15 protein-coding genes and 3 pseudogenes are annotated in these 21670 nt (G+C 35.4%); 13 read left to right on the forward strand and 5 right to left on the reverse strand.

Features of this window, described 5'->3' with window-relative positions:
- Positions 1-259: 259 nt before the first annotated feature.
- Positions 260-457 carry a hypothetical protein gene (locus NMD99_RS02775; RefSeq protein WP_155968442.1) on the reverse strand — a complete coding sequence of 66 codons (198 nt, stop codon included), beginning with the start codon at positions 455-457 and terminating at the stop codon, positions 260-262.
- Between the two features lie 710 nt (positions 458-1167).
- On the opposite strand from NMD99_RS02775, the gene NMD99_RS02780 reads away from it, so the two are divergent.
- From NMD99_RS02780 to NMD99_RS02790, 3 genes are all read left to right on the forward strand, one after another.
- Positions 1168-1362 carry a hypothetical protein gene (locus NMD99_RS02780; RefSeq protein ID WP_309166715.1) on the forward strand — a complete coding sequence of 65 codons (195 nt, stop codon included), beginning with the start codon at positions 1168-1170 and terminating at the stop codon, positions 1360-1362.
- 617 nt (positions 1363-1979) lie between these two features.
- Positions 1980-2513 carry an HK97 family phage prohead protease gene (locus NMD99_RS02785; protein WP_309166716.1) on the forward strand — a complete coding sequence of 178 codons (534 nt, stop codon included), beginning with the start codon at positions 1980-1982 and terminating at the stop codon, positions 2511-2513.
- 135 nt (positions 2514-2648) lie between these two features.
- On the forward strand, positions 2649-4265 hold the full coding sequence (locus tag NMD99_RS02790; RefSeq protein WP_309166717.1) for a hypothetical protein: 1617 nt from the start codon (positions 2649-2651) through the stop codon (positions 4263-4265).
- 23 nt (positions 4266-4288) lie between these two features.
- Here the strand turns inward: NMD99_RS02790 and NMD99_RS02795 are convergent.
- Positions 4289-5519 (reverse strand): annotated as a pseudogene (locus NMD99_RS02795) (IS256-like element ISWpi15 family transposase).
- A gap of 82 nt (positions 5520-5601) precedes the next feature.
- Between NMD99_RS02795 and NMD99_RS02800 the strand changes: the two are divergent.
- A complete protein-coding gene (locus NMD99_RS02800) occupies positions 5602-6348 on the forward strand; it encodes a hypothetical protein (RefSeq protein WP_309166719.1) in 747 nt (248 codons plus the stop codon).
- Here NMD99_RS02800 and NMD99_RS02805 read toward each other — a convergent pair.
- Both NMD99_RS02805 and NMD99_RS02810 read right to left on the reverse strand, forming a co-directional pair.
- Entirely contained in the window at positions 6332-7504 is a 1173-nt protein-coding gene (locus tag NMD99_RS02805) for a CCA tRNA nucleotidyltransferase (protein ID WP_253309262.1), read from the reverse strand. The two genes, NMD99_RS02800 and NMD99_RS02805, sit on opposite strands and share 17 nt — an antisense overlap.
- Positions 7505-7586: 82 nt before the next feature.
- A complete protein-coding gene (locus NMD99_RS02810) occupies positions 7587-8693 on the reverse strand; it encodes a hypothetical protein (RefSeq protein ID WP_309166721.1) in 1107 nt (368 codons plus the stop codon).
- Between the two features lie 118 nt (positions 8694-8811).
- On the opposite strand from NMD99_RS02810, the pseudogene ychF reads away from it, so the two are divergent.
- From ychF to NMD99_RS02850, 8 genes and pseudogenes are all read left to right on the forward strand, one after another.
- A pseudogene (gene ychF / locus NMD99_RS02815) lies at positions 8812-9905 on the forward strand (redox-regulated ATPase YchF).
- Positions 9898-10158: a hypothetical protein gene (locus NMD99_RS02820; protein ID WP_410543502.1), complete on the forward strand. Its 261-nt coding sequence runs from the start codon at positions 9898-9900 to the stop codon at positions 10156-10158. Before ychF ends, NMD99_RS02820 begins: the two are co-directional and overlap by 8 nt.
- A gap of 421 nt (positions 10159-10579) precedes the next feature.
- Positions 10580-11773, forward strand: a complete 1194-nt coding sequence (locus NMD99_RS02825) for an ankyrin repeat domain-containing protein (protein ID WP_265016412.1) — start codon at positions 10580-10582, stop codon at positions 11771-11773.
- Positions 11766-13571, forward strand: a complete 1806-nt coding sequence (locus tag NMD99_RS02830) for a pentapeptide repeat-containing protein (protein WP_309166928.1) — start codon at positions 11766-11768, stop codon at positions 13569-13571. The genes NMD99_RS02825 and NMD99_RS02830 overlap by 8 nt, the downstream gene beginning before the upstream one ends.
- Positions 13555-14163 (forward strand): guanylate kinase, encoded by a 609-nt coding sequence (gene gmk / locus NMD99_RS02835; RefSeq protein WP_253308926.1) that lies wholly within the window; start codon positions 13555-13557, stop codon positions 14161-14163. Before NMD99_RS02830 ends, gmk begins: the two co-directional genes overlap by 17 nt.
- A gap of 436 nt (positions 14164-14599) precedes the next feature.
- The gene (locus NMD99_RS02840; protein WP_265016411.1) at positions 14600-16843 is read left to right on the forward strand and encodes an ankyrin repeat domain-containing protein; all 2244 of its coding nucleotides are present in this window, start codon (positions 14600-14602) and stop codon (positions 16841-16843) included.
- Between the two features lie 313 nt (positions 16844-17156).
- Positions 17157-17450, forward strand: coding sequence for a hypothetical protein (locus NMD99_RS02845; RefSeq protein WP_309166725.1), 294 nt, complete (start codon positions 17157-17159; stop codon positions 17448-17450).
- Positions 17451-17563: 113 nt separating this feature from the next.
- Positions 17564-19429 carry an ankyrin repeat domain-containing protein gene (locus NMD99_RS02850; RefSeq protein WP_309166727.1) on the forward strand — a complete coding sequence of 622 codons (1866 nt, stop codon included), beginning with the start codon at positions 17564-17566 and terminating at the stop codon, positions 19427-19429.
- A gap of 11 nt (positions 19430-19440) precedes the next feature.
- On the opposite strand, the pseudogene sdhA reads toward NMD99_RS02850, so the two are convergent.
- Positions 19441-21234, reverse strand: a pseudogene (gene sdhA / locus NMD99_RS02855) (succinate dehydrogenase flavoprotein subunit); the annotation flags it as partial.
- A 180-nt stretch (positions 21235-21414) separates the two neighbouring features.
- On the opposite strand from sdhA, the gene NMD99_RS02860 reads away from it, so the two are divergent.
- The gene (locus tag NMD99_RS02860) at positions 21415-21612 is read left to right on the forward strand and encodes a hypothetical protein (protein ID WP_264688305.1); all 198 of its coding nucleotides are present in this window, start codon (positions 21415-21417) and stop codon (positions 21610-21612) included.
- Positions 21613-21670 lie beyond the last annotated feature (58 nt).

The raw sequence follows: 21670 nt of genomic DNA on the forward strand, positions 1-21670 counted from the left end.
CAAAACTAATAATATAAAAGTTTTCTGATGTACGTCCCAGAATGTGATCGTAAGGGTCCATTATAAATAATTCGGGAAATTTCGTCTCTGTAGACATATTAAGAACTACGTAACGAATGTTTATATTTGTGAGTAATAGTAAGGTTCAAGGTAAGGAAAATGCTAGTGAGGTAAAGTAGAATAACGTTGATTTGATAATTTAAGCTCATCTTCCCTCTTGCTACATCTCTCTTTAAATATCTCCTCTTTTGCAGCAGGTCTATAGAATTATACAGAGTATTTTATCTTCCAATACAGGCAATCTTGACGTTCTTCCATGGCATTTCTTCTGTTCTTGAACTTTTTCCCACTCTGGGCGCACTTTTTCTACAACCTTTTCGAATTCTTCTATTTTCAAACCTGTTACATCTCGAAAATTTCTCGGATGTTCTTTTAGATTATGGTAGTTTAAGCTCATCTTCCCTCTCTATTCTCTTGCTATACCTCCCTATTTTATAACCATTCCTACTCTTTTGCAGCAGGTTTAAAGAAATACTAAAGGCAAAAGATACGCTTGCGTAGTTCGAAAGCTTTCTATAGGATAAGTCTCACCTGATTTACAAATAGAATTGTTATGTTAGATGTTTGCTATTTATTCTTAAGCTCATTTTAACAGCATTTTGCTTTTTTTAGTATGTAGGGGTTTTCTAGGAATTATCCTATTGAATTCTATGATATTATTTTTTGTAACATTGTTATACATATCATGATAGTGAAGGTATTCAGTTATCTTCATCTGTGCAGATTAAACAGCAAGAAAACAACGTAGTTGGCGTCTTATTTTTAATTTTTTGCACTATGTGCACCTTATGTCTTCACAACATTTCTGGGTTTTTACCCACACAAGCTGAAACGCGCTTATAAGTCGTTTAAGACAGTATAGTACGCCAATTTGCAGGATTAGAGAGTGAACACTAATTACCACGGGGTTTCTTTTGCCTTTTTTTCTGCTTAGTAAATTTCTTAAACATTTTAGTTAAGGTTAGTTGCACTTAAAAGCAGCTAAATTGCAGTGTTTAAGACTTAAAAAACGCCAATACAGAAAATAGACAATGACTAGGGCTTCTTTTGCCTTTTTTTTCGTTTGGTAAATTTCTTAACGTTTGTAGCTAAAAGAGCCCAAGAGAGGTGTCATCCCGCTGCTTGTTAGCGGGATCTATGTTAAGAGATACCGCGAATGAATCGCGGTATGACGTAGGACTGCTGTCATCCCAGTGCCCCTATGATGTCATTCCAGTCTGGAATCTAGCCTTTATTATTTGGTTGAAATTAAGTCTTCTGGATCCCAGTGTCAGCTACTTTCATAACATCATCATAAAGTAAAATGAGATCCCAGTGTTAGCTACTTGGATGACAGGGGAAGGTATTAGGATGACACCGTCATAAAGTAAAATGAGATCCCAGTGTCACGCACTGGGATGACATTATAGGGGCTACTGGGATGACATTATAGAGAGGCACTGGGATGACAGCTACCCTGACAATCGTCATCCCGCTGCTTGTTAGCGGGATCTAGAGATACCGCGGCAGTATGACGGTTCGCGGTGGCATCTCGTTATCCCGCTGCTTGTTAGCGGGATCTAGAGATACCGCGGCGGTATGACGTAGAAGCTATACTTTTATAACCCAGTGTCCAATCTGGATTCCAGTTAGCGTTTTTAGTAACTAAGAAAAGTGCTTCCCCTTTTTAGAGAACTGCAGTCTGGGCACTGGGATGACACCCTGACAACCGTCATCCCGCTGCTTGTTAGCGGGATCTAGAGATACCGCGGCAGTATGATGTAGAAGCTATACTTTTATAACCCAGTGTCCAATCTGGATTCCAGTTAGCGTTTTTAGTAACTAAGAAAAGTGCTTCCCCTTTTTAGAGAACTGCATATAATAGATTTGACATTGCAGTGCATTGTGCAAACAAAATTCCCAATACTACAGGAGGCTTTATGAATAAGAAATTTCTCTATTCACCATTGTCAATAAAAAGCATAGGAGAAAACGGTGTATTTTCTGGTTATGCTAGCGTTTTTAATATAGTTGATAAACAAAATGACCTGATCTTACCCGGAGCATTTAAGGAAAATTTAAACAGAAATAAAATAAAACTCCTTTGGCAGCACAATCCAGGTGAACCTATAGGTAATATTATAGATATTTGCGAAAATGATGTTGGCCTGTATATAACCGCACACTTACTTTTGGGCATCCAAAAAGCAAAGGAAGCGTACTTAATGCTCAAAACTGGAGTAATCAATGGACTTTCCATCGGCTATATACCTATAGAGTATGATGTTGATCATAAAAGCGGAGCTAGAGTGTTAAAACAAGTGGAATTATGGGAAGTCAGTTTGGTCACTTTTCCTGCAAACTTAGCTGCTCAGGTAATCAATGTGAAAGATCAGAACAATGAACAGGAAATGTTAGCAAGAGCGATAGAAAAAGCAAATGCTGTACTTACAGACATGTACATTTCTGCTTAAAGTGTATTAGGCGGGCAAAGACTTTACCATAATTTGATACCTGCGTTAGTATTTATTTAACATTTATACTAATATATATAACTTTACTACTGTTAAAATTTTCTGTAAATCGAAGTTAAAAAATAAGGTAATTTTATGCTAAATACTAACAATACGGTTAATTATGAAATTAATGTTAAACGAAAGGAAAAAAAATACAGTTGGTCTACTGTATTTGCTTGGTTGTACTTAAAAACGATTGGACGAATACTACCAAAGAAATGGAACAAATGGGCGGAAAATATTCTATCTAATAAAGTAACATTTCAAGATACGACAATGCAGACCGAATGTGTTGAAACAACGGATAAAAATATTGGAGCTGACTTAAAACCTGAGGTTGCAGAAAAAGGGAGCCAGAGTGAAGTAATAAGTAAGGATGGAGAGGTTCAAACTGAAGAAAATAGTGAGTTCACTGATGAGAGTTGTTTTGATACTATAGTAAATGATGAACTCATTGATGAAGAATACGATAGTATGGAAGAAGTAAGCATAGAGGAGGAAGGTGTAAGTCAGGAACTAGAACTTGAGCGTTTACAAAATGCCTTCTTAAAAAAGGAAAATGAGGATTTGGAATCTAAACTTGCAGAATGCAAAGAAGAGTTGGTAGAGGTGAAAGAAAAAGACACGAAAATAAATAGTTTAATGCGGTTAAATGAAGGATTAGATGAAGATAAAAAGGAAATGGATGCTAAAAATAACGAACAACAGCGCACTATATCTGATCAAGAGAAAAGAATAAGAGAGCAAGAAGCTTTCATTAAATCACTTATCGATAAAAATAAAGATATAAATGAGGCTGTTAAGAAAGACAATGAAGATTTGCAAGCGCAAGTAACAAAACTCAAGGAAAATTTATCTGTAAAAGAGAAGGAGTCAACAGAACAATTGGAGAAGATAAATTGTCTACAGCAAAAAGAAACAGAATTGAAGCAAGAAAGAAAGGAAGATGTTGAATTAAAAGACAGAATTAATGCTTTAAATAGTGAAAAAGAGGAGCAGTTAAAAGCTATGAAAGAAGAACGCAAAATGCATGAGGAAAGTCAGCGTGAGTTAGAACGCAAATTAGAGAGCTTGGGAAGTCAATTAAGAACTGCTGAAGTAGAGAAAAAGAGCTCAGAAAATGAGATTGCTAGGTTGCAAGAACAAGTGCAGATCTTAGAAGGAAGTAAAGAATGGGAGTTAGCTGGAATAGGTGATACCTTAAATAAAACTTCTTTGAGCGTGATGGAATTGTTAGCGCAGCAACTACCACTAAATAATCAAGAGCAACAACTACAGGGAAAAAAAGTTGACTTAGAAGATAAATTAAAAATTTTAATCAGTCAGCTAAACGCTACTGAAGAAGAAAAGCAGATCTTAGAAGGAAATAAAGCTGAAGAAATAGAAAGACTAAAGGCAGAATTGGAGAGAAAATTAGAGTCTTCACAAGGGGATAATAAAAAGTTACAAGAGCAAGTTGAACATCTGAATGTAGAATTAGAAAAAGTAAGAAGTGTTGCAATGTCATCTGTTAAAGCGCATACAGACACACTTGGAGAAAATTACGAGTTGAAAATACAGCAAGTTGAAAATTCAACAGCTGAAGATGAACAACAAAATGGGAAGTTAACAGAGAAAGATACACAAGAACAGACAAAAGCTCAAGGATCAAGTATAATAAGCTTAAAGCCAGCATCTACTAAAAAATCACTTAATTATTGGGAGTGTTAAATAAACTGTGTCAAACCGCATTTTTAGTTCAACTCAATTTTCAATCTGCCAGGAAAGAAAACATCAAGTTGAGAGATAGTTAATGCCCAATCATGTACAGGCATCGTCCACTTTTCCTCTGCCTTCTTTATAGCACAATATACCTGCTTATACAAGGCATTTATGCTGGTAAATGAGCCTTTGGTCTTAGTGAATTTCCTAATTTGCCTATGTAGCCCCTCTATGGGATTGGTGGTGTAGATTATCCTCCTAACTGGACCAGAATACTTAAAATAACCAGACAAGTTTTCCCAATTATTCTGCCAAGATTTTATAACCATAGGGTACTTTGTGCCCCATTTTTCATCCAATTCCAACAGATAATTCTCGGCAATTTCCTTGCTTGAAGCTTGATATACCTTCTTTAAATCGCTCAAAAAACTCTTCGCATCTTTACTGGCCACATACTTCAGTGAGTTGCGTATCTGATGCACTATACACATCTGCACTTCCGCATTAGGAAAGACACTGTTTATAGCTGCAGGAAAGCTTTTCAGCCCATCAACGCAGGCAATAAGGATATCTTCTACTCCTCTTTCTTTGAGGTCATTTAGCACTCCCAACCAGAAGTTAGCTCCTTCACTTTCAGCCAAATAAAAACCTAATACTTCTTTTTTGCCATTTTGATCTATGCCTAATATGTTATACATGCATTTACTTACGCAATGCCCGTCCTCTTTGACTTTAAAAAACCATGAAAACTATCGGATATACAGACTGCAGCGGGCGACTACGCCATTCGTTGATTACTGGTAGCAATTTGTCAGTAATACTTGATATCTCTGCCACCGATATTTTGTGATCATAAATTTCCTCAACATGTGACACTATATCTCTATAGCCCATACCACTGGCAAATGTGCTCAAAATCTTCGTTTCAAGCTCTGGATGTAAGTTTGTTTGCCTTTTTTTGACTATTTGTGGTTCGAAACTTCCTTCCCTATCTCTTGGCGTCAAAAGCTCAAATGACCCTGCGCTTGTACGTAAAGTCTTTGCATTCCTCCCATTTCTTCGATTATTCTCTTCGCTTTCAGCCGACAAGTGGTTTTCTATTTCACCTTCCAGGCTTACCTCCAGCAACTTTTTTATAAACGGTGTTAATGCTCCATCTCTTCCTGTCAACGGTCTTCCTTCTCGTATAGACGACAGGATATTTGTTTCTAATTCTTTATAATCTACCAAACCGGTAGTTCTGTTTACTACTTTCTGACTCATTGTCAAACCTCCATTTTTTTATATCAATTTATTACTTTTTTTTCGGTTTGACACAGTTTATTTAACACTCCCTAATTATTCTATGAAATCAACTCAGTCAAACGTTTCAAAGGTTTTCTATAAGCTTTTTAGGGATAAGAATCTTGATGACTTTTTATCTAGGAAAAACGAGGAGTTAAAAAAAGGTTTTCCTGAATTTAAAGAAAAGCACTTTTGCCATAACGTGCTTGATGAAACCATAAAATCTCTATCAAATAAAAATAGTGGAAAATTTGAAAGTAAAGAATTACTTAAATTATTAGAAAGTAATTTAAAACAATCCGCAAGGGAGATCATAGAAGCCAAGGTTAAAGAAGTTGTCAACAAACATTGTAACATTGGAGAAAATGTAGGTAAAGAACCACGAGATGGCACGTTAAAAGCCAAGTTGTCATCTTCTGTTGTAAAATGTGTAAAAAAATTAGAATTTAACAAACAAGAAGGGGTAAATAAGATTGTAGACTCTATCTTGCACAGCTTTAATAGCAAGAATAATAATAATAACGACTCAGGAGAATTACTTAAAGAAATTGTTACAGGAAAATTAACAGAGGCTAAAATGAAATGTTTTTCAAATAAGATTCAAGAGTTACAACTGACACCAAGTATAAGAGATAAATTTTTATCTCCAGATCAGAAAATGTGTAATCAAACTCAAGGAGGAGTAAACGAATACCAATTAACAGAAAAAGCTAAAAAAGAATACACACCTAATTCCTCGATGAGTCACACTAATATTGCAAGCATACATTCATTGAACAGTTGGAAAGCAGTTAGAGTAGGCTCTTAGCATAAAGCACCAGCTCCTCTTTTGTTAAAGTGTAGGAGCTGTCTTCCCAATGTTGTTTTAGCAATTCCAAGCTCCTACCTAAACTTTTTCCTGGCTGGTGACCTATACTTATTAAATCATCGCCAGATAAAGGAAATTTTGGAATATTGAATGTATTAGCAAACGAAATGTATTTATCAACATTTTCTCCAGACTCAACACCACAAATTTTTACTAAATCACAATATAATTCTCTACCAAATAAAGATATGTATTTTTTTTGCTCTTTTTCTGAAAGTTCTGTTTTGATATCGTTGGATAGTAAAAATAGCAGCTTTTTCTTTTGCTTGTTTGAAAGACGTAAAAATTTGCTTACATATTCTCCAAGACTTAGCCTGTCATTTTTGGTGGTCCTAAGGAGTAACGCTAATTTTACTAGTGCATCAGTGCCGAAAAGAAGTGACGAAGACAGAATTTCGCATTTTACTTCTTTTGGGATAATCTTTTGCAAAACATCAGATTCTTGCATGCTCTTAAGTGTTGGAAAAGGATCATTGCACTCCAGCAATTTAAGTATTTCATCTCTTATTCTCTCTCCAGAGAGGTTTTGGATCATATGCGAATGCTTTTTGCATACGCTTAGTATTTCATCACTCAAATCTCCGACACATATTTTTGCATGAAAACGAAATGCTCTTAAAATACGTAGATAGTCTTCTTCAATTCTATCTTCAGCGTTGCCTATAAAGTTTAACCTTCGCGCCTTTAAGTCCTCTATACCACCAAAGTAATCATATATATGGCCATGCTTATCTGCATATAGAGCGTTAAATGTAAAGTCACGCCTTGAAGCATCAGCTTGCCAATTATTAGTAAATTCTACTTTCGCATGCCTGCCATCACATTTCACATCATGCCTTAATGTTGTAATTTCAAAAGACCTCTGATTTAAGATCGCAGTTATAGTTCCATGTTTTAAGCCAGTTGGAATAGTTTTTATATTACGGAGTTTTAGCGCTTTCATCACCTGATCAGGAAGCAAATTGGTAGCGAGATCAATATCATGGACATCACGCTGCAAAATTGAGTCTCTCACACACCCGCCGACAAGCCTAGCCTCACCACCAAATTTCTCTATGGCATCGATGATTAAACTAGTTTCATGGTCAACTTGCATTTAGGTTAGTATGTACTGCAAGTTCATATTATATGAAATGCTTGCAAAAGCCCTATATAAAAATATACAGGGCTATGAAAATTTACTTTACAAGTATTGGTTGCTGATGATGAAATGCTTTTTCCACCCTTGTTTCTTCAATACCACACGATGGGTTCAAAGAGTCTTGCTCTTCAGAGCGCTCTATGTATTGCTTTATATCACTAACGCACTGCCCTACAACAACATCAATTTTTCTATCAGCATTTTCTGCCAATAACTCATCAAATCTCTTCTCAACCTTTGCTCTCTCAGAGATATCCTTTGAAACGTTACAATATTCCAAGATCTCATCTACCTGAAGTTTTTTTGCTAATAGAAAGTCTTCTTGCTCTTGCTGCTGTCTTATTAATTCTTGAGTTACAATTTCAGCTCTAGAGTAATGATTCCCTCCAAGATATATTGTTTCTCGCTCTTTACTACCCCATAACTCGTCATTTAATTTATAACTCTCACGATTAAATACCTGATTTAACTGATCATCATTATTTATCATTTGTGGATCTGGCTCAAACTTTTTTTGCTCCTCGCTATTATTATCTTTGTAGTAGACATTAATTTCAATGTTAGCTAAAGAAGCTAACATACTAATTTCTCCAATGAAAGGAAAATAACTTTTACTTTCTATTGCTTCTAGATAGGCTTGATAGAGTTCAGGTTTGTCAAGAAATGAGCGTGTAATAAATTCACTGTTATATTGGACATCGTACTCATTTTCACCAAGGGCCTCTGCATATTCTCTTAAATCACGCATAGCTTGATCATGCGATATATTAAATTTGCTAACAGCTTTACTTACTAACCTCTTCACATTACCTTCAGCATTTTTAATTTTCCTATTTGTTTGCTCAACCAACTCCTTTATTCTATCAGACTTACCAGTTAAATCCCCTGGCTTGTTTAAAAACATATTAAAAACATTTTCTAGATGATCTCTTAAAGGAGCTGGCATACTTGCATCATCCAATGACTCAAACTGACTTAAAAATTTGTGCCATTCCATTCTCATATCTTGCACTCTTTCAGCTTTATATGGACCAGAGCTATTATCACCAAACACAGCATGAAAAAAACAATTGCCATCGCCCGCAGTATTATACTTAACTACTTGGCTATTAGTTGGTAATTTCCGTTCCCTAGATTGAAGCATAATTTTTACCTTAATTTAAGCTATATATTACTATACCAACAAAACTGTCAATAAGTAACTAATTAAGTATAGCAGAAATTCTTAAATTGTGCAATAATTATGGCTTTAAATAGCAAATATGAGCTTTAACTGTGGTATAGTTGGGTTACCAAACATAGGAAAATCAACCTTATTTAATGCACTTACAGAGTCAAGTGCAGCCGAAGCTGCAAATTATCCTTTTTGCACAATCGAGCCAAATATAGGCAAGATTTCGATAAAAGATCAGCGTTTGAAACAAATCGCAGCAATTGCCGGTTCAGAGAAGATAATTTATAATCAATTAGAAGTTGTGGATATTGCAGGTCTTGTAAAGGGCGCAAGCAAAGGTGAAGGACTCGGCAATAAATTTTTAAGCCATATCAGAGAAGTTGATGCCATCGTGCATCTGCTCAGGTGCTTTACGGATGACGATATCAGCCATGTACACAGTAAAATAGATCCAATATCAGATGCTGAAGTGGTGGAAATGGAATTAATCCTAGCTGATATTGACAGCATAGAAAAAGGCTTCCTCAATTGGAAAAGAAAGCAAAACAAGGTGATAAAGAGCTAAAGAGACAACTTGAATTAATGCAAGAGGTATTAGCTACTTTAAAACTCGGTAAACCTGCAAGAAGTTTGGAAAACATGGACGAAGCCGAGATGAAGTCGCTTCAATTGCTCACAACAAAGCCCGTTATGTACGTTTGCAATGTTGAAGATACAAATGTTATAACTGGCAATGAATTATCTAGAAAGGTAGAGAGAATGGCGGAGGAAAATAAAAGCAAATTTTATTGCATTTCAGCAAAACTTGAAGCAGATATTGCAAATCTTGATAGTGAAGAGGAAAAACAGAGTTTTTTATCAGAATTTGGCTTACAAGAATCAGGCCTTGATGGGGTAGCGCGTATTATGTATGAAGTGCTGAGTATGATAACTTTCTTTACTGTGGGCCCCAAAGAAGCACGGGCATGGCCAGTAAAAATAGGATCAACAGCTGATAAGGCAGCAGGTGTAATCCACACTGATTTTGAGAAAGGCTTCATAAAAGCAGAAACTATAAGCTTTGCAGACTACATAAAGTATGGAAGTGAATCAGCTTGCAAAGACGCAGGAAAAATTCGCTTTGAAGGCAGAGATTATATCGTACAAGATGGTGATATAATGCACTTTAGGTTTAATGTGTAGTTTATTATGCAGCCACTTATTTAAAGTTAAGTTTTCTGGATCCCAGTGTCTGGGCACTGGGATGACAAGAAAGGGAGCACTGGAATTTTTGTTTCAATATTTGTACATTAGCCATGCATCTGAACAGATACCTCCCCTAAACGGATACACTGTAGAAGGAGAGTTTCTTCTCCCAGTAAAGACTAGATTCCAGACTGGAATGACAGCAGTCCTACGTCATACCGCGATTCATTCGCGGTATCTCTTAGCATAGATCCCGCTAACAAGTAGCGGGATGACGGTTGTCAGGGTGTCATGCAAGTAGCTGACACTGGTTCCTTTATGACGGCAGTGCTCGACACTGGAATCCAGCTTTTAATACAACCCCTCACCAAAAATATTGTGTTTTAACATAAGGTTAGCTACTTTTATACTCACCAACTTAATCTCTAATCAAAATTCCTGGATCCAAGTAGTCAGGGCACTGGGATGACATCCTCCCTAGCGGAGATTGCTCTCAAATCACAATGTTCGTACAGTAAGCACTGACCACTTTGCTTCAATATTTGCGATGCCCCTGAACAGATACAAAAAATCTATTGTTTTTTTATAAATTAAATCCTAAGGCATTTTTTACTGTAGATTAATCATTTGATTATAGTATCATCTTAATTAAGCTTATGCTTGGAATATTTATGAAGAGTATTTTATACTTTGTATTATTAGTTGTTGTATTTGGATCACTGAGCCTATTTGCTGTAGAGCAATTTGAAGAAAAGAAAATTGAATCAGTTCATAAAAACGAAAATGTAGGTGTAAGGAAGCAAGATAGGACAAATCAAAAAGATGAGTTGAAAAGCAACGTCGATGCTAAACAAACACAAGAGGCTGAGAGCAAAAGAGTAACCGATAAAGAGAAGCTGCAACACAACGAGAATAAAGCTTCTGTGGTTGAAAAAACTATAAGTGAAGGTGAAAGGATTGATAAAGGTTTGCCAAATGACCAGCTAGAAGAAAGTACAGGCGAATTTGCTCGAAATTTACCAAATGTGGCCAATAAAGAAGTGAATAAAGATTTGAAACCAGAGCCTTTGCCTTTAAGTGCTGATTTAAATGAGAATACAACTGACCCGCAAAAAAATCTACAAGCTGATCAGAAGATTGATATAAAAGATAATGAACTTTCAAAAAGTGATGCGAGTCAATTATTAGAGGGAAAAAAAGAAAAAGTAGAGAATCAGTTTGAAGAAAAAAAAGTGAAAGAAACAAACAATAATTCTAAGGACCGCAATAGAGTAAAACCTATAACTAAAAAAGATGAAGAAGAGCAAAGTGAAAAGAAAAATTTACAAAAATGGACAAAGCTAAACAGAGAACCAATAAAAGAATGGGGTCATAAAGATATACAAAGCAAGTCAATATATAAACGACAATATGATAGCCTTAATGAGCATCTTCCTACAACTGTATTTATTGATGATTACAGTAAGCAATTTTTTTACTGTATTAAGAAAAATAACTTACCTTGCTTAAGAGGAATAATGAGTAAGCTAGAAAAAATTGGATTAACAACTCAAGAGATACTAAGGTTTAGAAATAAATTGGGTGATACTCCTCTCATTTATTCAGTTAAACAAGGTGAGGTAGACATAGTGCGCTTTCTCTTATTACAAGGCGCTGATCTTAGAGTAGTTAATAATAATTTTCAATCCCCAATTGATATAGCAATCGAAAAAAAGCAGATCAATATAATAAATGCGATTGCCGAAATGATGCCACACCTTTTGGAGGATAGAAAAATAGACAATAAAGAAAGCTCAGCAATTTACGATTGGGCTGTGAAAACGAAAGAAAACAATGAGTCGCAGTGCGATAAGCAAGATGATTAGATTTTTGATATTAATTTTAGTTGGTCATTTATGTTATGGAAACGAAACAAATGATGAAAAAAATCAGATTAGTGATTTTTTAAACGCTCTACATGATGCAAAATACGTATCTTACAGTAAAAAAGACTTTGCTGAATTTTTGGTGCAGTGCCACAAAGAGGGCGTGCCAGAAGATTTTAAGAAAGGTTTTGGCTCTAACTTAAATGGAGCTAATTTTAGCCAATTGTACCTAAGTGGATCTGTTTTTGATGGAGTAAGTCTGATTGGTGCTGATTTTTCTAACACCGATTTATCCGACGTGTCTTTCATTGATGTTGATTTACGTGGTGCTAATTTCTCCAATGCTAATTTACGTGGCATTAAAATAAAAGGTACAAATTTGAGTTTTACAAAATTTGTTTCTGCAAACTTAACAGATATCGTATTTGATCAGTCTCATGTTAGTTATGCTGATTTTATCAGTTCCGATCTCAAAAAAGTAAGTATGCACAACGTAATTGGTTTGCATACTAATTTCTCGAATGTGCAAATGAATCTCTCCAACTTATCAAACTCGAATGTTAGCTACGTAAATTTTAATGATAGTGAAATAAACGATACTGTTATGCAGAAAAATAACCTTGATAATGCAAGTTTCTTTGGAGTGGATGCATATAAATTAAAGATACAATTTTCTTCATTAAAAAATGCTAACATATATGGTGCAGAGTTAAAAGAATCAGACTTTACAGGTAGCAATCTTTCCGATGCCTGCCTTAATTCTTCTATCATAATTAACAGTAACTTCGACGAAGCTAATTTAAGCAACACACAAATTTCCTATGTGAATGACGATAATTCAAGTTTTGTTCAATCTATACTAAATGGTTCCAAGATAAAACATGTATATGTTTCTGGAGCAAGTCTTCAGGATGCTGATTTATCCAATATTGATTTTAGTTTTAGTGAACTGCATCAAGTTAATGTCTCTAATGCTGACATTCGTCACGGAAAGTTTCATAATACTAAAGTTGCGAATTCTAACATGAATGGCTCATTTTTTGACCATTCACTATTCACCTCTGCGAAGATAGAAGATTCAGACCTTTCTACAACTTCAATGTATAAGATAAAAATCCAAGACTCTCAAGTTTATAACAGTACACTTTTTCACCATAATATTGATTCCAGTGAAATAGAAAATTCAACATTCTTTAATTTATTAGCTGATAATTCGAGCTGGTCCAATTTAAAAGTAACTAATTCAAATTTTATTGAAAGCGATTTCAGATCTTCTTTGCTTCACGCTAATGCCTTTAGGAAAACTAGCTTTTTTCTTAGCAATTTGAGCAATTCAACAATTAGTGATATGTCTTTTCACTCTTCAAGCATATATAAAAGTTCAGTTGCTGATGCTCATTTAACAGATTGCAAGTTTGATAATTCAATTTTGATTGACAATCAAGGGCAGAAAAAACTTGCAGGGTTAGGAAATGCTATAACTTCAATTGGAGATTTGCAAGAGAAAATATCACAGGGTGAAAAATTTAATGTAAATTATTCTTACTTTGAATTTAAGAATATGAATTTAGAAAATGCTGATTTTTCTAATTCAACATTGAGTAGAGCAAAGTTTGTAAACGTTAATTTGAATAAGGCAAATCTTGAAAAAACCGATTTGCGCTATACTGTCTTTGATAACTCTTCTCTCATTGGCACCAACTTATCAAATTCTAATTTAGAAGGTTCTAGCTTTTTAAACTCTGATCCAAAAAGCGCCATGTTAAAAAATGCAAAGAAAAATGACCATAAAAAGTGAGGGCATATTATTGGTTCTATCCTCTCCTTCTGGAGCTGGAAAAACTACTATATCAGAAAAATTACTTGAGCGATCAACTAATTTAGTTAGGTCTGTTTCTACGACTACGCGCAAGCCTCGCTCTGGCGAAATAAATGGAAAAGACTATTTTTTCGTTACCGAAGAAAAATTTCACGAGTTATGCGAAGCTGGTCAGATGCTTGAATACGCCAAAGTTTTTGAGAATTTTTATGGTATACCAAGAGATTTTATAGAGCAAAACTTAAGCAGTGGAATAAGCGTTTTACTAAGCATAGACTGGCAAGGGGCATTTCACTTATTCAAGCTCATGAGAAAAAAAGTTGTAAGTGTTTTTATACTTCCCCCTTCAATGGAAGAGCTGAGGTTACGCCTGCAAAAGCGTAATAGCAACAGTGCGGATGAAATAGAGCGCAGATTAGCCGAAGCTCAAAAAGAGATAAGCAAACGTGATAAATATGATTATGTAATAATCAATGATGATATTGATAAAAGTGTAGAAGAGATAAGCTCCATACTAAATAAAGAAAGACTTAAAAAACTAAAAGAAAAACCAAGTCTGGAAGATTTATAAAAGCATCGATCTGCAGCTATAGTTTCTTATCCTATAGCTATACCGCCGCGAACCGTCATACCGCCGCGGTATCTCAGCATAGATTCCGCTAACACGTAGCGGACCGTCATACCGCCGCGGCGCTAACGAGTAGCGGAATGACGGTTTTTCAAATTGTCGTAAGTCAGTTTAGCTATATTTTAGCCAGTAGCACGTTTTGCAGTTACTCACTTTAGCTATATTTATTATTTTTTAAGATTAAATGGTTAAAATAGTAGACAACTGTTCAAGTGAGGATTTGACTATGATAACAGATTTTCTAATAGAAACTAGTTTTCTGCCTTTCCACCTATATTTTGATCACATATACAACGTTTAGCTCAATTTAAAAGTCAAACTTCTTGGTTGTTAGTTTAGTGCTGACAACTTAAATAGCTTTTAATATTGGGGTTTTAGTATGGGTATAGATCTAAGCGCACTAGCTACTAATGCAGATAAGTTAGACGAATGCATAGATAAAAATAAAAAGCGAGAGCAGGATAGAAAAGACGAGCAATTGTATGGCACTATAGAGAGAAAGGTAAAAAAAGAAAAACACAAGCGTGAAAAACCAAGAGGTCAAGATGGAACCCTCAAGAAGTGCAAAAGGTTATTTGAGGAAGGTGCTAGCTCTGAAGTATTAACTAAATTAGAAGAATCACTTAGAGAACAAGAAAAATATTATAGGTATTATGTCCAATGCTTCCTTCCAGTGCTAGATGAAGTAATAGAACGATCGAAAAAAACACCAAATGAAACAAAAGAGCGAGTAAAGCAAGCAATTTCAGAAATTACTTATAATAGCAAATATTGTTTTACCCACAACCAAAATGATCGTAGGGACAGTGAAACAGAGAGTGGCTACGGTAGCGATGTTGAAGATGATCATGAAGTAGAAATAAGCAACGGAATAACGAATAATAATGTTCAATTACTAAAAGCGATCAAAAATGGAAATAACAGGAAATTTAGAAAATATCTAAAAGATTGTACGGATATTAGCAGCATAAAAGATGAAAAAGGAAATAATATTTTACACCTTATTGCATCGCTCGAAAAGAAACAGAAATGCAAGTTTCTGGGTATCCTAATAAAAACGGTCACCAAGGAAGATTTAGCACAACTCATTAATAGTGAAAATCAGGACGCTCTTCAGGTGGCACTAATTAACAAGATAACAAAAGAAAAACATGAGTCTCATACGATCCAAAATAATGATAACACACTTAAGTTTCTTACAAAATTGTTAGAGCATGGAGCCAGCTCTGATAATTTAGGATTATCTACAAAAGAATTACAAGGCTTAAAAGAAGAGCAAAAGACATACTATCGTAATTTCTTAGAAAAATTAGCAGAGCAAGGAAAGAAATCTAAATTAAAGCCAGAAATAAAAATCAATACAGAAGCAAAAATTAAAGAAATTATACCACGTACCATAAATACTCCAGATAGTAATGATAATTATCAATTACATTTAGCAATTAAAAATAATGATAAAGAACTTTTTAAAGAACTATTGCAAAAAGGGGCAGATATTAGCCTTAAAGACACAGATGATAATAATGCTTTACACTTGATTGTTAAACCTGAAACAAAACAAAAACTTAAACTTCTCCATATATTGCTAGAAGCAAGCCAAAAAGAACAATTTATAAAAGCTGTAAATGATAAAAAAGAAGGGCAAACACCGCTCCATCTGGTACTCCAGCGCATACAAGAGAAGAGTGAGAACCGATCACTTAAGAAATTTGAAAAAACAAATAGATATAAAGCCTTAGAGTTATTTTTACAAAACGGTGCAGATATTACCGTGCAAGATAAAGATGAAAAAAATGCTCTGCACTATATTGCTTCATTCAAAGGAGAACAAAAAGTTACATGTTTAGAGTTGATTTTAAATTCGGTGGAAAAAGAGAAATTTAGTAAAGCTGCAAACGCCACTAACGAAAAAGAACGCACACCACTACAAGTAGCGCTAATTACTAAGACGACAAAAGATAAACATAATTTGGTCAATCCTAAGAGCCGTGATAACACGATCAAGTTTTGTGTAAAATTAGTGCAAAATGGTGTTGACCCAAAGCAGTTAATACTACCCGAAAGATTATGGAGCAAAGAGTATTATAAAATTATAAAAGGAATAGAGAAATCAATGGGTAGAGCGCTTATTCCAGATGATATGAGAACTGAACTGAAGTGCAATTTTGGCAAGAAGTTAAAAGCACGCGATATTGTGAAGTATGTCAATAATGTTGTTTGTAAAGTAGTGACAACGCTTGTATTTACTGCTTTAGCCTGTGCGGTAATATTCAGCGCTTCTCAAGGAAGTATTACAATTGCAACTGCCTCATCTATTATAGCAGTTATTGGAGTTTGTTATCTTATTTACTTGAATTTAGAAAATATTTATGAAGGATTTGGAAAAATTAAAGGAAAGTTTACTGAAGAAAAGCAACTTACACTTCAAGATAACGCACCAAAAAATGATACACAATGCAATAACTCTGTTAAGGATATAGAAAATAAGTCCAACGATTTAGAAGAGCAAGAGGTACAAAAATCATCAAGTCAATCAGAATATACAGAAAACCCAGCTACTAAAATGAGCGATGTATCAATACTACGTCAATTCATGAATAAGCTAGTAGGGAACGTTCTATAGCTAGCTACAATTTGATATGCCGTCATTCCGCTACTCGTTAGCGCCGCGGTATAGCACATTTTGCACCTGTTCACTTTAGCTATATACCAATATTTATCCTTTCTTAAAACTAAACATTTAAAATAGTAGATAATCGTTGAAGTGAGGTTTAACTATGATACTAGCAGAAACGCTCTTCTGCCTGTATTTCAATTACATATACAACATTTTAAAATTTAAATCTAGCTTTTTAGTTGTTAGTTCTCAATCTCAAATTGTTGACACTTACAACTACAAAGATACACAAATAGTTAGTTTTTAGTGAGGCTTTGGTATGACAAAAGAAAATTCTACATCTAGTGAGTTAGTACACAACAATGAATTATTGAGCATTATAACGAAAAAAGTAACAAAAGGAAAGCACAAACACCTACACCCAGAAGTTGGGAAAGACAAGACTCTCAACAAATGCAAGGGATTGTTCAAGGAAGGGGCTAGTCCTAAGATATTAACCGAAGTGTTAACCAAATTAGGAGAATCACCTGAAGAACAAGAAAAATATTATAAGTATTATACTCAACACTTCCTTCCAGCATTGAAAAAGAAATCAAACAGTCAAAAAAACTAGACCCAACAAAAAAAGAGGAAATAGAACAAGTAATTTCAGAAGCTATTAACAAGAGCAGCAAAAAAGATCATCCTGATAACGTTGATCAAAATGAAATTGGTCGTAGAGGGAGTATGGAGAGTGAAACCGAAAGCGGCAACAGTAGCGATGCTGAAGATGATCATAACGCTAGTAAGAAGCATTCAATCAGTAGTGCTAACACAATAAGTGAAGGGCAAGGAGTAGAGAAAGACAACGGGATGACGATTGACAATGGAGACAGTGGAATCGAAAGCGGCAACAGTAGCGAAGCTGAAGATGATCCTGCTGATGAGAAAGACCACATTTCGGGTATACCAATTTCCTACACAGCAAATGAAAACCAAGAAGTGGAGAAAACCAACGGGATAACGAACAGCAATGTTCAATATACTGATGAGGAACAGCCAATATTCAAAGCAATTAAAAATGGAAATCGCAAGAAATTTGAAGAATATCTGAAAGGTTGTAAGGATATTAGCAGTGCAAAAGATGAAAAGGAAAATAATATTTTACACCTAATAGTTACACAATTAGAGAAAAAACAAAAGTTTGATTTTTTAAATACAGTACTAGATGTGAGTAAGAAGGAAGGAAAAGAGGAAGGAAAAGAGCAACTTAAAGCACAACTTGAAAAAGCTGTAAACGATAAAAATGGCAACGGTCAAACACCACTGCAAGCATTGTTACTTAGTAAAGTAACAAAAGAAAAACATAGTTTTGAGACTACACCTAGAAAAACTTTAACACCTTTTAAAAAACTTATACCACACTACGACAATACAATAGTATCTGCTATACAATTGCTCAAATTAGGAGCAAATATTGATGATTTGCAGTTGTCTAAAGAAGAATTACAGGAGTTAAGCGAAAAACAAAAAATATATTATCTTAACTTCTTAGAAAAATTGGCAGAGTCAGTAAAGAAGTCTGAATTAGAACCAGAAATAAAAACCAATACAGAAACAAAAATTAAAGAAATTATAGGGTATACCATAAATACTCCAGATAGTAATCCATTACATTCAGCAATTGAAAATAATGATAAAAAACTTTTTGAGGAGTTACTACAGAAAGGGGCGGATATTAGCCTGAAAGACACAAATGGCAACAATGCTTTACATCATATTGCTTTACTTAAAGGAGAGCAAAAAGTTGCATATTTGGAGTTGATTTTGAATTTAGTAGAAAAAGAAGTGATATCTCAAGATAAATTGAGAGAAGCTATGAATGCTACCAACCAGAAAGAAGACACGCCTCTACAAGCGGTGCTAAAAACAAAAGCAAGGAAAGAAAAAATTGAATATCTAAAGCAAGGAACAATTTTTGATTCAACAGTTAGTTGTAGCAATACAACAAAGTTTTGTGCAATGCTGCTAGAAATGGGCGCTGATCCCTGTTCTCTAGAGTTGGAAGGTCAAACATTTGATACTAAAAAGTATTATCTAACTTTACTTAATTTAAAAGAATATCCAAGAATTACACAAGAAGCACAAAAAAAGGTTAGAGAGCTAAAGGAGAAACTCGAGGAAAAATACCACTGTAAAACTGCTTCAAAAAAATGTCAGTCTGGCATTGAAAAAGCAGGTTCTTTTATAGAAAAAACAGCATCTACTACAGGAAAAGCAGTATCTGCTGCTGGAAAGTACATAGATCCAGCAAAGAGAACCCGTCAAACATTAATATTCATAACAACGGTTATTTTCATTTCAGCTGTAGCATATGGTGTCTCTCAGGGTTACATTGGGGCCCTTGCCGCTTTATTCCTCGCAGCTATTGCTATAGCTACATGTCTTGCTCTCACTTTAGGGTTTAGTGGTGTTAAGAAATGTTTTGAAAAACTAACTAATAAAACAAAGAACTCTACTGACAATGACCGACAGACAAAGCGTGCAAGAAATCCAAAAAGTGAAATGAAAGATACATCAACAAAATCTCCCGCAGATGGGTTAACAATATAACTAGTATACCCTCTTTCCGGAGCGATGAAGTCAATTTCATCGCTCAGAGTTTTTTCAGCCACTTTTTTATAATCAATTTTTACGTTAATTTGACCTTTCTTTTCTTCAAGCCACGCTATGGTGTGTTTCATCCAGTTTTTATCATCACGCTCAGGAAAATCTTCACGAGCATGAGCACCTCTACTCTCCTCTCGATTGGCTGCGCATTCCATGGTAATAACCGCTTGTGGGATCATGTTAGCAAGCTCCAGTGCTTCAACTAAATCACTGTTCCATATCATACTGCGATCCTCAAGTGAAACATCAGGCATCATTTTTGCTACCTTTTTTATAGCTTTTTTACCTTCTTCTAAAACTTCAGCAACACGGAACACTGATGCGTACTTTTGCATAGTGTTCTGCATTTCGCTGCGTATTTTTGCTACTTTGAGCTTCCCAGAAGCAAATCGCATTTTATTAAACCTATCTATTATCCAATCTGTACAATCTGAGCTCAATTTTTTATGTGGTGTACCGGATTTTAGTTTCTCTTTTGCTCTGAGCGCTGCAGCTCTACCAAAAACCACAAGATCAAGAAGTGAGTTAGAACCAAGTCGATTTGCACCGTGCACAGAGACACATGCAGCTTCTCCAATTGCAAATAGTCCATCTACCACTTCTTCCTTACCTTGCTTCAGCGTGATCACTTCTCCATGATAATTGGTTGGAATGCCGCCCATGTTGTAGTGAACAGTTGGAATAACAGGTATTGGATCTTTAGTGACATCAACTCCAGCAAAAGTTCTTGCGGTTTCGCTGATGCCCGGCAATCTGAGTTTTATTACTTCCGGATCAAGATGCGCTATAGTTAAATACATGTGATCTTTTTTCGGTCCAACTCCCCTTCCCTCTCTAATTTCAATTGTTATTGCACGACTTACCACATCACGGGAAGCTAAATCTTTTGCTTTTGGTGCGTAACGTTCCATAAACTTTTCGCCCTGAGAATTAACGAGGTACCCCCCTTCTCCACGGCACCCTTCTGTCATCAAGCACCCTGAGCCATATATTCCTGTTGGATGAAATTGTACAAATTCCATATCTTCAAGTGGTAACCCAGCTCTCACCACCATGCCATTACCATCACCTGTGCAGGTATGCGCACTTGTTGCAGAGAAATAAACACGTCCATATCCACCTGTTGCTAGCACCACCGAATGTGCGCGAAATCTATGTAATGTGCCGTCGCATAGCGACCAAGCAAGAACTCCGCAGCATGCTCCGGTTTCGCTATCCATAATTAAATCAATCACAAAGTATTCAACAAAAAATTCAGCGTTGAATTTAAGACACTGCTGATATAGAGTGTGAAGGATTGCGTGCCCAGTTTTATCTGCCGCTGCACAAGTGCGCTGCGCTGATTTTCCTTTACCAAAGTGAGTTGTCATTCCACCAAAAGAGCGCTGGTATATTTTGCCATCTTCTGTACGAGAAAAAGGTACGCCAAAATTTTCAAGTTCAATAACAGCTTTAGCAGCGTTTTTACACATATATTCTATTGCATCTTGATCACCAAGCCAGTCTGAACCTTTTATTGTGTCATATGCATGCCAGCGCCAATCGTCTTCACCAATATTACCTAAAGCTGCACTAATTCCGCCTTGTGCTGCAACTGTATGACTTCGTGTAGGGAAAATTTTAGAAATGCAGGCAACTGAAAAATTAGTTGCAGCCATCCCAAGCGTTGCTCTGAGCCCTGCTCCACCTGCACCCACTACTACCACATCATACTCATGTTCTATGATCTCATACGCTGACTTATCCATATTTGCTTATTTTATCATTACAGGCTTATGATATCACAGAAGTAGAAAAAATCTATACAAGTTTTCTATAGCTAATACCAATTCTCATTATTAGTGAACCACTTTTTCATCCAATAATTTTGATCTTAATGCCATTTAAACCTCGCTATTTTACTTACTTCAGGTGGAACATACAATAAAATGGTTGAGTCTTTATCTGGCTTGCATCCATCGGTAGTTATTACACTAAATAAACAGGAAGTTGGTGGAATGATAAAAGAAACGATTACTCAAAAATTTTCTGAAATGGCCAGGGAAAACCTTGGCAATTTCTCTGAGGAAGAGCAGGAAAAGATTCGTAATGAGTTGCCGGAATTATCGTCTGAAACAGTAAGATAGCTACACGCTTAGCTCTTGAGAAAAAGTGTCAGGGGTTTAGCAGTGGACTAGATAATGA

It is taken from the genome of Wolbachia endosymbiont of Listronotus oregonensis, assembly GCF_031205055.1.
In the GTDB taxonomy this organism is placed as follows: Bacteria; Pseudomonadota; Alphaproteobacteria; order Rickettsiales; family Anaplasmataceae; genus Wolbachia.

Excerpts from the sequence above, each read along its gene's own strand:
- NMD99_RS02830 (WP_309166928.1), top strand. The coding sequence starts at position 11,766 with ATGATTAGATTTTTGATATTAATTTTAGTTGGTCATTTATGTTATGGA.
- NMD99_RS02825 (WP_265016412.1), top strand. The coding sequence starts at position 10,580 with ATGAAGAGTATTTTATACTTTGTATTATTAGTTGTTGTATTTGGATCA.
- NMD99_RS02775 (WP_155968442.1), bottom strand. The coding sequence starts at position 457 with ATGAGCTTAAACTACCATAATCTAAAAGAACATCCGAGAAATTTTCGA.
- NMD99_RS02820 (WP_410543502.1), top strand. The coding sequence starts at position 9,898 with ATGTGTAGTTTATTATGCAGCCACTTATTTAAAGTTAAGTTTTCTGGA.
- NMD99_RS02790 (WP_309166717.1), top strand. The coding sequence starts at position 2,649 with ATGCTAAATACTAACAATACGGTTAATTATGAAATTAATGTTAAACGA.
- NMD99_RS02860 (WP_264688305.1), top strand. The coding sequence starts at position 21,415 with ATGGTTGAGTCTTTATCTGGCTTGCATCCATCGGTAGTTATTACACTA.
- NMD99_RS02810 (WP_309166721.1), bottom strand. The coding sequence starts at position 8,693 with ATGCTTCAATCTAGGGAACGGAAATTACCAACTAATAGCCAAGTAGTT.
- NMD99_RS02845 (WP_309166725.1), top strand. The coding sequence starts at position 17,157 with ATGACAAAAGAAAATTCTACATCTAGTGAGTTAGTACACAACAATGAA.
- NMD99_RS02850 (WP_309166727.1), top strand. The coding sequence starts at position 17,564 with ATGGAGAGTGAAACCGAAAGCGGCAACAGTAGCGATGCTGAAGATGAT.
- NMD99_RS02840 (WP_265016411.1), top strand. The coding sequence starts at position 14,600 with ATGGGTATAGATCTAAGCGCACTAGCTACTAATGCAGATAAGTTAGAC.
- NMD99_RS02785 (WP_309166716.1), top strand. The coding sequence starts at position 1,980 with ATGAATAAGAAATTTCTCTATTCACCATTGTCAATAAAAAGCATAGGA.
- NMD99_RS02805 (WP_253309262.1), bottom strand. The coding sequence starts at position 7,504 with ATGCAAGTTGACCATGAAACTAGTTTAATCATCGATGCCATAGAGAAA.
- NMD99_RS02800 (WP_309166719.1), top strand. The coding sequence starts at position 5,602 with ATGAAATCAACTCAGTCAAACGTTTCAAAGGTTTTCTATAAGCTTTTT.
- gmk (WP_253308926.1), top strand. The coding sequence starts at position 13,555 with ATGACCATAAAAAGTGAGGGCATATTATTGGTTCTATCCTCTCCTTCT.